General features: G+C 71.1%; 10 protein-coding genes. 3 read left to right on the top strand and 7 right to left on the bottom strand.

All coding sequences use genetic code 11. From position 1 onward, the window contains the following. Positions 1–135: 135 nt before the first annotated feature. The 6 genes from JIG36_RS53775 to JIG36_RS49990 form a co-directional block, all read right to left on the bottom strand. A complete protein-coding gene (locus JIG36_RS53775) occupies positions 136–1,119 on the bottom strand; it encodes a class I SAM-dependent methyltransferase (protein ID WP_203384007.1) in 984 nt (327 codons plus the stop codon). Next, positions 1,116–2,246, bottom strand: coding sequence for a DegT/DnrJ/EryC1/StrS family aminotransferase (locus JIG36_RS50010; protein ID WP_203384006.1), 1,131 nt, complete (start codon positions 2,244–2,246; stop codon positions 1,116–1,118). The genes JIG36_RS53775 and JIG36_RS50010 overlap by 4 nt, the downstream gene beginning before the upstream one ends. Next, positions 2,243–2,791, bottom strand: coding sequence for a cupin domain-containing protein (locus JIG36_RS50005; RefSeq protein WP_203384005.1), 549 nt, complete (start codon positions 2,789–2,791; stop codon positions 2,243–2,245). The genes JIG36_RS50010 and JIG36_RS50005 overlap by 4 nt, the downstream gene beginning before the upstream one ends. After that, positions 2,788–3,900, bottom strand: coding sequence for a type III polyketide synthase (locus tag JIG36_RS50000; protein WP_307873244.1), 1,113 nt, complete (start codon positions 3,898–3,900; stop codon positions 2,788–2,790). Before JIG36_RS50000 ends, JIG36_RS50005 begins: the two co-directional genes overlap by 4 nt. 65 nt (positions 3,901–3,965) lie before the next feature. Next, entirely contained in the window at positions 3,966–5,549 is a 1,584-nt protein-coding gene (locus JIG36_RS49995; protein ID WP_203384003.1) for a class I adenylate-forming enzyme family protein, read from the bottom strand. A gap of 144 nt (positions 5,550–5,693) precedes the next feature. Next, complete coding sequence (locus tag JIG36_RS49990) at positions 5,694–8,099, bottom strand: ATP-binding protein (RefSeq protein ID WP_203384002.1); 2,406 nt, start codon at positions 8,097–8,099, stop codon at positions 5,694–5,696. Positions 8,100–8,335: 236 nt separating this feature from the next. On the opposite strand from JIG36_RS49990, the gene JIG36_RS49985 reads away from it, so the two are divergent. After that, positions 8,336–8,692 (top strand): DoxX family protein, encoded by a 357-nt coding sequence (locus JIG36_RS49985; protein WP_203384001.1) that lies wholly within the window; start codon positions 8,336–8,338, stop codon positions 8,690–8,692. Between the two features lie 124 nt (positions 8,693–8,816). Here the strand turns inward: JIG36_RS49985 and JIG36_RS49980 are convergent, their stop codons facing one another. Further along, positions 8,817–12,002: an AfsR/SARP family transcriptional regulator gene (locus tag JIG36_RS49980; RefSeq protein WP_203384000.1), complete on the bottom strand. Its 3,186-nt coding sequence runs from the start codon at positions 12,000–12,002 to the stop codon at positions 8,817–8,819. A 280-nt stretch (positions 12,003–12,282) separates the two neighbouring features. Between JIG36_RS49980 and JIG36_RS49975 the strand changes: the two genes are divergently transcribed. Both JIG36_RS49975 and JIG36_RS49970 read left to right on the top strand, forming a co-directional pair. After that, positions 12,283–12,582, top strand: coding sequence for a LysR family transcriptional regulator (locus tag JIG36_RS49975; protein ID WP_203383999.1), 300 nt, complete (start codon positions 12,283–12,285; stop codon positions 12,580–12,582). Then, positions 12,579–13,622, top strand: coding sequence for a polyprenyl synthetase family protein (locus JIG36_RS49970; RefSeq protein WP_203383998.1), 1,044 nt, complete (start codon positions 12,579–12,581; stop codon positions 13,620–13,622). The genes JIG36_RS49975 and JIG36_RS49970 overlap by 4 nt, the downstream gene beginning before the upstream one ends. The last annotated feature ends 251 nt before the right edge of the window (positions 13,623–13,873 follow it).

Below are 13,873 nucleotides of genomic sequence, written 5' to 3'. Positions count from 1 at the left end.
CTCCATGCCCGCAACCCTGGGTCATCGCGCTTGGCCCACCCTTGTGCGCGACTTGACGCGGCTTGGCGGGCCCGGGACAGACGCCGAGCCGGCCCCTGGGCGGGGACCGGCTCGGCGCGGGGGGGGGGTGTCAGGTCAGCGGGCGATGATCACCGTGGCCGGTGACGGTGTCGGGTGGAAGGTGACCTCGTCGAAGCCGGCCTTGGCCAGCCATTCCTGATAGTCCGACCGCCGCCAGGTGCCACCCTGCCGGCTCTTGAGCAGCATCTCCCCGGCGAAGGTGAGGGCGAACGGTGGACCACCACGGTCGTCGTCGACGACATAGTCGTTGACGACCAGGGTGCCGCCGGGCCGCAGGGCGGAGCGCAACCGGGCGAAGATCGCCATGTTGTCCTCCGGCCCCTCCTGGTGGGCGATGTGGGAGTAGACGGCGATGTCGAAACGGCCGGTGCCGAAGTCGGCCGTGTGCAGGTCGCCGTCGATGCACTCGAAGCGGTCGCCGAAACCGCGTTCGGCCAGCAGCCGGCGGGCGATGGCGTTGATCGGGGCCCAGTCGAGCTGGACGGCCCGGGCCCGCGGATTGAGGTCGAGCCAGACACCGGAGTAGACGCCCGAGCCACCGCCGACGTCCAGGATCGAGATGTCGCCGGCCTCCGGGAGCCGGAGGATCTCGGCCGCGATCGCCGCCACCGGGACCGACTGAGCCGCGATGGCCTGGACCAGGTTCTCCCAGTGCGGGTTGTCCGCGACCTCGACAGTGGGGACCGTCGCCGGGCCACCGGCGAGGACCGCGTCGGGCAGGCCCGCGATGCTTCCCACGTGGCCCAGCTTGAGTGCGGCGAAGGCACTCAACGAGGTCGGCCGGCCGTCGACCAGGTAGGCCGACGCCTCGGCGCCGTTGTGGTACGCGCCGTCGCGCACCTCGACCAGGTCGAGACCGACCAGGCCGTCGAGCAACGCCTGGGTGCCCCGCAGCGAGATCCCGGCCCGGGTGGCGAGTTCGCCGGGAGTCCGTACGCCGGCCTCGATGTGGGTGAACAGGGAGTGCCTGGCCGCGGTGCCGACGATGCCGGTGGCCCAGTACCCGAAGATCAGTTGCAGGATCCGGTCCGGGGTCATGCCGCTGCCCTCCGCAGTGCCGGGCGCAGCACGCCCACCACCTGGTCGACCTGGTCCGGGCTCAGCTCGGCGTGCATCGGGATCGCGAGGTTGCGCGCGAACAGGTCGGCCGACACCGGGCAGGACTGCCGGGCGCCGAAGGCCGGTTGGAGGTGGCTGGCCCAGGTGCCGTGCCCGCTGCCGATGCCCCGCGCGCGCAGCTCGGTCGCGACCGCCGCCCGGTCGACCGCCGGGTCCAAGGTGACCATGTACGTCTGCCAGGCGTGGGTACGGTCGTCCGGCACCACCGGCAACGTGAGCAGTTCCTCGTCGGCCAGCAGATGCGCGTACTGCGCGGCGACCGCACTCCGCCGGTCCAGAAGCTCGCCGATCCGGCCCAGTTGCACCCGCAGGATCGCGGCGGCGATGTCGGACAGCTTGTAGTTGTAACCGATCTCGGTGAACTCCGGGATCGGCAGCCCGACGATCTGTGCCTGGTCGAAGATGCTGCCGATCCCGAACGACGAGCGTTTGCGGACGTCCGCCGCGAGCACGGGGTCGGTGGCGATCAGCGCCCCGCCCTCACCGCTGGACGCGCCCTTGCGTCCGTGGAAGGACAGGCAGCCGATCGGGGCCAGCGCCCCGGCTTCCCGCCCGCGATAGGTGGCTCCGACGGCACAGGCCGCGTCCTCCACCAGGAAGATGCCGTGGCGTTCGCTGATCGCCGTCAGCTCCGCGTAGTCGGCGGGCAGGCCGACGGTGTCCACCACGATCATCCCCACCGTCCGCGGGCCGATCAGGGCGGCCACGGCTTGCGGGTCGACGGTGCCGGTGTCCGGTCGGACGTCGGCGAACACGGGCTCCGCCCCGACCTGGCGGACCGCGTGGGCCGGGGCCGGGAAGGTGTAGTCGGCCACGATGACCTCGTCGCCGGGCTGGACCTTCAGGGCGAGCAGGGCCAGGTGCAGAGCCGCGCCGCAGTTGCTGACCGCGACCGCGTCACCGGCGCCGTACCGCTTGGTGAGTTCGGCTTCGAGGGCCTTGCCCTGCGGGCCTTGACCAGCCGGCCAGCCCGACGCGAAGACCTCGGCCACGGCGGCCAGTTCCTTCTCGCCGAGGCTGGCATGGACCAGAGGGACCGGGGTCATGACGGGCTCCCGCTGTAGGTCGGTTCGGGGTGGGGTTCGTACCGCAGCGGGGTGATCTGCTGGACGTCGTAGCGGTCCCGGAGGCGCTGGACGGCGTCCGGGTCCACGGCCTGTCCCGCCGCGAAGATCTCGCAGATCTCCTCGAAGTACCGTTCGTGATCGGGTGAGGGCGAGCTCTGGAACAGCATGCGCGCCGGCTCGTCGCTGGAGTTGCGGAACGCGTGCGGGCACCCGGACGGGACGAACATGCTGCTGCCCGCGCCCGCGTGGACCACCCGGTCGCCCGCCTCGGAGACCCAGTCGCGCCAGGACTCGCCGGACCGGCCGACCGGCTCGAACGCGAACAGTTCCAGGGTTCCCTCCAGCACGTAGAAGAACTCCTGGAACCGGCCGTGGGTGTGCGCCCCGACGTCGAAGCCGGGCGGGACCACGACCTCGAAGATCGACGTGCCGGATCCGTCGGCGGCGGTGGCCTTGAACGTGACGTCCTGCGCCCGGGTGGTCAGCCGCCTTCCCTGGCCGGGCGGAAGGATCAGGCCGCTCATACCGCCACCGCTCCGGCCACCGGGGCCAGCTCGGCCGGGCCCGGCACCGAGGCGCTGATCGGGATCCGGCCGACCGGCAGCAGCGGGTCGACGGTCCAGGTGCCCACCACCATCTCGGCCGTGATCCCCGGTCCGAAACCGGCGATGACCCCGGTCGCGCCGGGGGTCATCGAGCCCTCCTCGAACAACCGGCGGACCGCGTCGAGCACCACCGCACTGGCGATGTTGCCGTGCTCGGTCAGCGTCGCCCAGCTGTGCCGGAACATGGTCCGGTCCACCGCGAGGAACTTCGCCAGGTCGTCCAGGATCCGCGGCCCACCGGCGTGGATGACGTAGAAGTCGAGGTTCGCGGCGTCCCAGCCGTGCCGGGTGGCGAGCTCGCGCAGCACCGGTGCCATCGGCTCCATCGTGCCGGGGACCCGGCGGTCGAGCTGGAAGTGGAAACCGGAGGACCGGACGGCGTACGAGATCCAGTCCTCGGTGTGCGGGATCAGGTAGGACGCGTTGCGTTCGAGCGCGATGCCCGTACCGCCCTCGCCCCGCACCACCGCGGCCGCGACCGCGTCGCCGAACAGGCCGTCCGACAGCAGCGCGCCGATGTTGTCGTCGCTGGGCTGGTAACACAGCGAGCACAGCTCGCACGACACGATCAGCACGTTGCTGCCCGGGTAGGCGGTGCAGAAGTCGTGGGCCCGGTTGATCGCCGCGCCGCCCGCCGCGCAGCCCAGCTGGGCGATGGGCAGTTGCCGGGTGTCGGACCGGAATCCCATCTCGTTGATGAGCCAGGCGGTCAGCGACGGCATCATGAAGCCGGTGCACGACACATAGATGATCAGGTCGATGTCGGTCGCCGTCACGCCGGCGTTGGCCAGGGCCCGGTCGATCACCTCGGGGCAGCGCTTCTTCGCCTCGGCCTCGTAGATGCGGTTGCGTTCCTCGAAGCCGGGGTGGTGCAACGCCTTCTCGATCGGCTGGACGAGGTGCCGCTTGCGGACGCCGGTGTTGCGGATCAGCCGGAGCGCCAGGCCGAGCTGAGGTTTCCCGGCGTGCATCCGCTCCGCGAACTCGAGCGTCTGCTCCATGGTGATGACGAACTCCGGCACGCTCACCGCCGGTCTGCACAACGTTGGCATACCTGGTTCTCCCCGTTCTGTTTCGGTTGACGGAAGGTCTCTCATGGCCGGGCGGCACGCAGGATCCGGCGGGACAGCTCCACCCGTCGGACCTTCAAGGTGCCGGTGCGCGGCAGTTCGGCCTGGGGGATCTGGACCGGGTCGGCCAGCTGCGGGAACTCGGTCACCGCGGCCCGCCACCGCTGAGGGTCGAGCGGCTGATCGTCGTGGGTGCAGAGCACCGGCACCGGTTCGGCGTCCGGGCCGGGCACGACGGCGAGCTCGCTGAGCTCGGCCAGGCGGCCCAGCACCAGGTCCTCGACCTCGAGGATGCTGCGCACGCCGGGGATCATGTCGATCTCCCGGTCCAGCATGTGCAGACATCCGAGGCGGGTCCGGAACCCCACATCCCCCGTACGCCACCAGTCACCGAACCGGTTCTCGTCGTACCGGTCCTGCTCCCCGAAGTAGGTCTTGGCCAGGCCGACCCAGCCGACCTCGATGTACCCGGGATTCGCGGCCGACGGCGGACGGCCGTTGCGGCTCACCACGCGGACCTTGGCCGAACCCGGCATTGGGAACCCGACGCAGCGCCCGTCGGCCTGGTGGGCCGAGCGGCGGAAGTAGGGCCGTCCGACGGCCGGGCCGACCTCACTCTGGCCGTAGATCTGGAAGAACATCGGCGCCCGTCGCCGCGAGGCGTGCAGCAGCCGGCTCATCGTCCGGGGGTGGATCGCGTCGAACGTGCTGCTGAAGTACTTCACCGACGCGAACGGCCGGCGCGGGTCGTCGGTCAGGCACTCCCACTCCATCAACGAGTTCGGCAGCGCCTCGATGAACCCGGGCCGGTGTTCGAGCAACGACTGGGCGGTGCGCTCGGGGTCGGACTCCCGCAGCAGCAGCACCGGCATCTCCCGCAACAGGACCAGGGCCATGGCCGCGAACATCCGCGAATGCACGAACGAGATATGGATCGCGACGGTCTCCCGCTTGCGGTTGCGCATCATCGACAGCAGCCGCCACTGCGGGGTGAGCCGGGCGCCCATGGTCCGCGGGGTGTGCACCACCAGCTTCGGCAGCCCGGTGGTGCCGGAGGTGTGGGTGATCATCGCCGCGTCGTCCAGCGGCCGGGCGACCGGGGAGACACGCGGCGATCCGGCGAGATCAGCGAGCGACACCGTCCCCGGTCGGTCACCGGCAACGATGATCACGCGGTCGGTCCGGGTCGCGATCGCCTCCCCGGCGAGCGTGTCCAGAGTGGACCCGTCGGTCAGCAGGGACGGACGGGTCAACCGGCCGAGCAACGCACCCACCGTCGCGGCGTCCAGAGCGGGCGACAGCATCACCGGGACCGCACCGGCCCGCGACACCGCGACGGCGAGCACCCACACGTCGAAGTTGGCTGTCTTGTAGATCACGACGTGGTCGCCGGCCCGGACCCCGGCCGCCGCCAGCCGGCCGGTGAGGTCGTCGACGTGCGCGGCGAGCTGAGTGGCGGTGAACCGGCGGCCGGCCGCGGGCAGCACGTCCAGGTCGTGGTCGAGCACCAGCGGTGTGCCGGCGTTCTGGGCCGCGGCCAGCTCCGGCAGGATGCCGAGCTGCAGGCCCTCCCTGCGGATCGTTCGGTGGATCTCGGCGCTCTTCAAGCGGACCGCCTCCCTGGCGACTCTCCGTCGTGCATCCGGGTGGTCCCGACGGGGACCCGGAAGCACCCTTCGACGGAGTGTCGGCTGGGCGGCTTAAGCGCTGCCGACCAGCGGATTGGTGCCCACTTGGCAAGCGCCTCAGGCTCAGGCCGCGGGCGCGGCCTCGATGACGGGCGTGGACCGCACCTGGTCACCGCGCCGGTTGCGGACGACGGCCAGGCAGGACCGGAGCAGCGATCGGGGCACGGGGTCGCCGAGCCGGGACAGGGCCCGTTCGAAGACGTCCACCAGCTGCCGGTCGACCACACCGGAACCGACCGGCTGCCGGTGCAGCTCGCCGACGGCCGCGACCGCCGCCCGCACCAGCCGGGAGGCGTCCCGATCGGTCCCGGTCCCGTACGCCGCCAGCGCCTCCTGGACGGCCTCGACCAGGTTCGGCAGCCCGTCGTAGTGGTTCCCGGCCCGGCAGAGGGCCGTGCCCAGGCCCATCAGCAGCGGATAGCGGTCGCACTCACCCGACCCGGCCAGGTCGGCGGCGGCCATGGCCCGCTGCCAGAGCTCGGCCGCATCGTCGAAGGCCAGGTTGGCCGCGGCGATACCGGCGGCGGTCTCGGCGTGGGCCACCGCCCGGGCGGCGACCCCGGGGTCCAGTTCGGCGGCGGACAACCAGTGGTGGGCCGTCTCGGCGGCCAGGTCGGGATCGTCCGCCCAGGCCCGGGCCGCGGCCGCACCGATCCGCAGATGCCGGCGGACCCGGCGCAACCGTCCGGTCGTCTCGTACAGCACCTCGGAGATCGTCGGGTGGGTGAACCGGAACCAGCCCAGCCGCCGGTCGTCCTCGACCACCAGACCGGCCGCGACCGCGGCGTCCATGGCCTCCAGGGCGACCTCGATGTCGACCGCGGCCGCCTCGGCGATCACGGCGATGTCGAACTGGCGACCGGCGGTGGCCGCCACCGACAACAGCTCGGCGCTGCCGGCGGGCAGCCGGGCGACCCGTCGCAGGACGACGTCGCGCACCCGCACCGGCACCTCGTCCGAGCGGTGCTCGATCATCTCGCGCAGGAAGAACGGATTTCCCTCGGTACGCGACCAGAGCCCGTCCACCGTCCGGCGGCTGACCGGCCGGCCCAGGACGGCGCTGGTGAGCGCCTCGGCCTCGGCGGTGTCGAGGCCGCCCAGCTCGAGATGCGTCGACCCGGCGCGGGCCAGCGCCGGCAGCACCTCGGCCAGCCCGCCCGCCTCACCCGGCCGGTAGGACACGATCAGCAGCAACCGGCCCGCCCGCACCGATTCGGCCAGGTGGGCCAGCAACCGCAACGAGTCCGGATCGGCCCGGTGCAGGTGGTCGAACACCACCACCAGCGGCGTCACCCGGGACACGTCCAGCAGGTACCGGACGATGGCCTCGAACCTCGGCAGGGTGTCGGTGGCCACGAGCGGCCGGTTCTCCTCCCCGACCAGCTCGGCGATCGCGGGCGGCACCGGGTGCTGCGGGACCGCGGCGACGGCCGCGTGCAGAATCCGCTCCCACGGCCACAGGGCCGGCACCGCGACGTGTTCGGGGCAGGTGCCCCAGAGGACCGGCAGACCGGCCCCGACGGCGAAATGCCGCAGCAGGCTGGTCTTGCCGATCCCCGGCTCCCCCGACACGGTCATCACGCGCCCCTGGCCGGTCGTGGCGGCCGCGGCGGCGGCAGCGAGCCGTTGCAGCGAAGGCTCCCGGCCGACAAACGTCTCGGTGTCGGCGTCCGGAAGGAGCCGCACGGGATCCGGCCGCTGTTCCAGGAGCTCGTTGCGGAGGCTGACCAACGCCGGCCCCGGGTCGATGCCCACCTCGTCGGCCAGCCGCCGCTCGATGGTCTGCAGAACGGCCAGGGCGTCACTGTGCCGTCCGGTCCGGTGCAGTGTGCGGCTCAGCAGTTCCGCGCCGTACTCCCGCAGCGGATGGGCCCGGATCAGCGCCTCCAGGTCGGGCACGGCCACCTCGTGGGCGCCGAGATCCAGCAGCGTCGCGCAGCGCGCTTCGACGACCGACAGGCGCAACTCGGTCAGGCGTTCGACCTCGGGGACCACGTGGGCGAGCCCGGCCACTTCGGCGAAGGCCTGACCGCGCCACAACGCCAGCGCGGCGTCGAACTCCTCGAGCGCGCGGTGCGGCTCACCCCGGTCCCGTTCCCGCCAGCCGGCCGAGGCGTGCTCACCGAAGCGCCGGGCGTCGACCCCGACCACCCGCCCGTCCAGCAGATAACCGCCGGGACAGGTCCGCAGCACCGCCGCCGGCGTCCGCGGCATCCGCTCCGGCTCCAGTGCCCGGCGCAGGTTGGCCACATAGGCCTGGAGCGAGGTCATCGCCGACGGCGGGGGGTTCCCGCCCCACAGCGTCTGCAGAATCAGATCGACGTCGACCGGCTGACCGATCCGGCTCACCAGCAGCGCGAGCAGGGCCCGCTGCTTAGGTGTTCCCAGGTTGGCGGGCCGCCCGGACACCATTGCCTCAATCGGCCCCAGAACCTGGAATTCCACGAACGCTACATCGATGCCGGTCATGTCGAGCGCACATTAAAGAATTGAATGTGAAGCCACATCTCAGGCCCCTTTCCCGATGGGCACAGAGGCTGCTTTCAAGAGCAGGACGCGACTCTACCTGCGCCGCCGGCTCCGCCGCGACCCCACGTTCAGGCAATACAGAAGACCGACAACCCAATGGCGACGGACGCCCAGGACCATTTAGGATTAATGGGCCCCGCCTGTGATTGCACCGCGACCGCCAGGAAAGGACATTCGTGTTCGTTGCCTATGTCACGCTCAACATCGCCGCCGCGGTGTTCACCGCCATTGCCTCCTTCACCTACCTGATCAACCACTCCTATCCCCGGGCGCAGATGGAGATGAAGCGCCTGCCGATGTCGTGGATGCCGCGCCTCGGCGCGGTGCTGGCGGCCGGGTCGATCGGCCTGCTGGTCGGGTTCGCGGTACACGTGATCGGCACGCTGGCCTCGCTCGGCCTGGTGCTCTATTTCATCGGGGCGTTCATCGCCCACATGCGCGTGGGCTCGCGCAATCTCGCCGGCTGGGCCATCTTCTTCGCCACGACCGTGGCGACCTTCGTGGTGAACCTGCTCTACCACGGCATCTGGTGACGCGGTCACATCGTGCGCGTGCGGTATGCCCGCCCGGGTGAGACCTTCTTCGCCGGCACGGCCCCAACATCGACTGCCTGACGTCGGGGCCGCCTGATCCGGGCCTGGCGTGTGCGGCGGGCTCTCAGGACGGCTCGGCGCCGTCCCGGATGCGTCGGAGCAGGGTCTCCGCCGCGGCCAGCCCGAGCGGCTGGCCGACCTCACGGTGAACCGCGATCGCCTCCTCACAGGTGCGTGCGGCGGCCTCGGTGTCGCCCTCGTCCAGTTCGATCGCCGCCCGCCGCCGCAGGGTGGTCCCCCGGTGCAGGGCGAACCCGCTCCGCTCGATCCGGACGAGGGCCTCCTCGACGCACTTGCGGGCCGCCGGCAGGACGCCGAGCTCACGTTCGGCCGCGGCCAGCTGCTGCAACGCCTCGATCTCACCGTTGAGGTAACCCATCTCGGACGACAGGCTGCGCGCCTGGAGAAGGCTGCGACGCGCGGCCGACATCTCGCCTCGCGCCCGCTGGGACGCACCGAGGGCGTTGAGGGCTTCCGCCTCGGTGCGGCGATGATTGATCATGCGGGCGAGCTCGACCGCTTCTTGGGCGAAGCGATGGGCCTCACCGGCCTCGCCGAGATCAAGATGCGCGCCCGCGATGACGACCGCCGTGCGGGCCTCACCGAACCGGGATCCGATGCGCCCGAACTGCGCCTTCGTGCTGGCCAGTTGCTGGAGGGCGTCGTGGGACCGGCCCTGCTGGCGATAGGTGCACGCGAGTTCCAGACGGATCCCGGCCGAGGTGTATTCGGGACCGACCGGGACCTCCGACCCGACCGCGGAGGTCAGCAGTTGCACGCTGCGGGCGAGGTCTCCCCGGTAGCGGTGGGCGATACCGAGGCCGTGCACGGCGCCGACCTCGTAGAAGGTCGAGACCGGTTCGGTGTTCAGCTCCCGGATCCGTTCGAAGCATCGCACCGCGACGTCGAGCTGACCCAGCCACAACGCGGCCATACCGAGCGCATTCTCGCAGACCACCTGGTATTGCCGGTCGCCCATCTTCCGGTAGAGGAGGGACGCCCGTTCCAGGTGGTCGATGCCCAGCTGCTGACGCCCCGCGGTGATGTACGCGTGCCCGAGGCTGAGCCGCATGATGGCCTCGCCCTGTTCGTCGTCGGCCCGGATCGCCGCCTTGAGGCCGAGCCGGGTCACGGCGATCCACTCGGTGTACCGCTCGGTCAGGGCCAGCGGTGCGGTCATCGCGTCACCGAGCTGCCAGGCTGACGAGAGCGGGCCCGAGGTGGCCGCGTACGCGATCGCGGCGTGCAGGTTGTCCCGCTCGTCGTCGAGCCAGGCGATCGCCTGGTTGCGATCGGTGAACTGCGGAGGTGGCACCACAGTGGTGCTCTGCGGCAGCGTCGGTGACGGGCGGTGCGGCTCGATGGAGCGGGACGCCGTGGTGGTCGCGTACGCGTAGAAATCGAGGACCCGGCGGGCCGCGGACTCCTGCTCCGAGTCGGGTTCGTCCGACTCGCAGAGTTGAGCGGCATAGACCCGCAGCAGGTCGTGCACCCGGAACCGGGCGTCGCCGGACTCGATCAGGTTGGCCGCGGCCAGGCTGCCGAGCATGGCCGCGGCCCGCTCCGGAGCGTTCATCAGGGCCGCCGCCACCGGCACGGTGAAGGTCGGGCCCGGAATCAGCGACAGCAACCGGAACCACCGCTGCTGCTCGGCGGAGAGCGCACGGTACGAGTGCTCGAACGTAGCCCGTACGGCGCTCTGCTGGTCGTCGTCGAGCGAGAAGACCGAGAGCCGGTCGTCGCCCTCGAGCTCGGCCACGTAGTCGGCGATCGGCTCGTACATCCGGCCGGCCACCATCGCACCGGCGATGCGGAGAGCGAGCGGCAGATTTCCGCACAGCATGGCCAGACGCCGGACGGCGGCCGGCTCGGCCGCCACCCGCTCGGCCCCGATCAGCTGGACCAGCAGTTCTTCGGCCGCTTCCTCACTGAGCGGTTCCAGAGTGAACGGCCGGCCGCCCTGCATCGCGATCAGCCCCTGCATCTGGGACCGGCTGGTGATCAGGACCGCGCAGCGGTTGGTGGCCGGTAACAGCGGGCGGACCTGTTCCGGGTTGCGGGCGTTGTCGAGCACGATCAGCACCCGCTTGTCGGCGAGCAGGGACCGGTAGAGCATGACCTGCTCGTCGAGATCGAGCGGAATGGCGTCGGTGGCCGCGCCCAGGCCCCGCAGGAACCGGGGCAGCAGCTCGCCCGGTTTCATGGTCGGACCGCTCCCGTAACCGCGCAGGTCGGCGAAGAGCTGCCCGTCGGGGAACTGCTCGCGGATCGCATGCGCGACGCGCACCGCCAACGCGGTCTTGCCGACCGCCGGCATCCCCGAGAGCACCACGATCGGCGGCGAGGCGGCCTCCCGGCCGGGCAGGAGGAGCTCGGTCACCGACGACACCAGGGACCGCCGCCCGACGAAGTCGGCGACGTCGGAGGGCAGCTGCGACGGCGCCACCGCCGGCCCGGGAGCGGCCATCGGCGGCGCGGGCGGCGCCGGCCGAGCGGCCGCTCCGGGGCCGGCGAGCGTCGGATCACGGTCCAGAACCCGCTGGTAGAGCTGCTGCAGCTCATGACCGGGATCGATTCCGGTCTCCTCGGCCAGGACGGTCCGGGCCTGGTGGTAGGTCGCCAGGGCGTCGGCGTTGCGACCGTCGCGGTAGAGGGCGACGATCAGCTGGGACCAGAAGCCCTCGTGCAGCGGGTATTCTCCGGTGAGTTTTCGCAGCTCACTGATCACCTGGGTGTGGGCGCCGCTACGCAGGACGGCGTCGATCCGCTGCTCGACGGCGGCGAGCCTCTCCTCGATCAGGCCGCTGAGCTCGTAACGCTGGAGGTATTCGGACTGCACATCGGCCAGCGGCGCCCCCCGCCACAGCGCCAGCGCCTGCCGCAGCGTCTCCGATTCGGCGGCCGGGTCTTCGGTGGGCTGCCGCCGCGCCTCGGTGACCAGCGCCCGGAAGCGGAACAGATCGACCTGCTGAGGGTCGATCATCAACCGGTAACCGCCGGGCGTGGTCTCGATCGCCTCCTCGCCCAGCACACCGCGCAGCCGGCGGACGTAGTTGTGCACCGCCGCCTTCGGATCGGCGGGTGGCTCATCACCCCAGATCGCGGCGTAGAGCTCGACCAGCGAACATACGCGTCCGGCCCGGAGGACCAGCGACGCGACCAGCGCACGCTGCTTCGGGGCCTTGACGGCGACCAGTTCCCCGGCGGCGCGGATCTCGAGTGGACCGAGCACGCCGAACGTCAAGTCCATACGACTCGCACAATCAATCCCCCGTTAATAATGCATTTATCGAAAGTGGACGGTTAACCCCATCACTGTACTGAACGGCCGCACGCCGCCGGGTCCACGCTGACAATTCGCCCCCCATGCCACCGAACCGGACTATCTCCTACCGAGACAGTAGGCGATAGCGGCGCGATAGCGGTCTGATCCGGGTGGTGAGCGAAGCTCGTTCAGAACATGAGACCGACCGGCGCGGGCGGGGGCGCCCAGGGCCGGGGCATGCACACGACCACGGGGGATTGAATCGATGCATGAGCGGGAATTGCGGGCATTCGTCGCAATAGTCGAAGCAGGCCGCATGGACCACGCCGCCACCTCACTCGGCTACTCACAACCCGCGATCAGCTACCAGATCAAGTGCCTGGAGCAGCAGCTCGGCACGCGTCTGTTCTTCCGGCACCCGGACGGCGCCCAGCTGACCCCGGAGGGCGCGATGGTCCTGCCGTCGGCCCGGGCGGTCCTGGCCCTGCTGGACGGGATCAAGGAGCTGACCGGGCGGGCCGATCGCAGCACCGCACCCGTCGAGCACCTGCGGGTGGCCGGATGACCCGGGCCGCAACCCCGCTCGCCGGCGCGGCGACCGGGCAGTTCGACGTACGCGCCCTGGTCGGGTCCTTCGAGCCGGCACTGACCGCGCAGATCCGCACCACCCTGGCCGAGGTCGAGGCCGAGCTCCGCCGGCGCATCAGCGACACCCCCGACCCCTGGCTGAACGAGGCGGCCGGCCACTTGATCAGGGCGGGCGGCAAGCGCCTGCGACCCCTTCTCGTCACCCTCGCCGCGCACACCGGCCGCCCGGACCAGCGAAAGGTGGTGTGCGCGGCCGTCGCGGCGGAACTGGTGCACGTGGCCACGCTCTACCACGACGACGTGATGGACTCCGCGACGATCCGCCACGGTGTGCCGAGCGCGAACAGCCTGTGGGGCAACCGGCTGGCGGTGCTGATCGGCAACCACCTGCTGGGCATCGCCGCCTCGACCGGCCTCGAGATCAGCACCGATTTTGTACGCCGCCAGGGCTTGACGCTGACCCGCCTGGTGCGCGGGCAGGCCACCGAGGGCGCGTCGCCGCGGCGCGGCGAGAGCCCGGCCGAGCAATATCTGCGCGTGGCCTCGGACAAGTCCGCGGCCCTGTTCGCCTTCGCTGCCTGGGCCGGCGCCGTGTGTGGCGAGACCGGCGAACGGACGGCCGCCGGCCTGGCCGGGTTCGGCGAAGCACTCGGTGTGGCCTTCCAGATCTCGGACGACCTGCTCGACATCGTCGCGGACACGGCCGACTTCGGAAAGACCCGCGGGATCGACCTTCAGCAGGGGGTCCGGACGCTACCGATCCTGCGCGCCCTGGCCGCCGGGGACAGCCACGCCGACCGGCTCGCCGAGATCCTGTCGGCCGGCGCGGTCAGCGACCCGGGCCTGCGCCAGGAGGCTCTCCGCCTGCTGCGCTCGTCACCGGCGCTGGAGCAGACGTACGACGATCTGCGGAGGCACGCGGCCGAGGCGGAACGCAGCCTGGCCGACGTGCCGGACGGTCCGGCTCGCGACGCTCTCTTGTCGGTGTGCAACTTCGTGGTACGACGCACGTACTGAGAGTGATACACACCACACAAACGCGACAGTTACGGCCTTGACGGCCGCCCCGCCCACCGGCGCCGCCGTTTCGAAGAATCGAATACCGCCAGTTGAGCGCTGCCCCATAGCGCTTTTCGTCGGCACTCAACCACGGGCCGCCCGCCTTGCCGGGCGGCCCGCAATCGTGTGCAGGCTGTTGCCAAGGCCACCCCGAAACAATTAGCCTGCCGAGCGGCGAGATTGACTTGCTTGACTCGGTCGCCCGAAGC

Origin of the sequence: Paractinoplanes ovalisporus (genome assembly GCF_016834655.1) — a bacterium.
Lineage (GTDB): Bacteria > Actinomycetota > Actinomycetes > Mycobacteriales > Micromonosporaceae > Actinoplanes > Actinoplanes ovalisporus.
The sequence above is the reverse complement of the archived record's forward strand: the minus strand, read 5'-3'. Positions and strand labels throughout refer to the sequence as shown.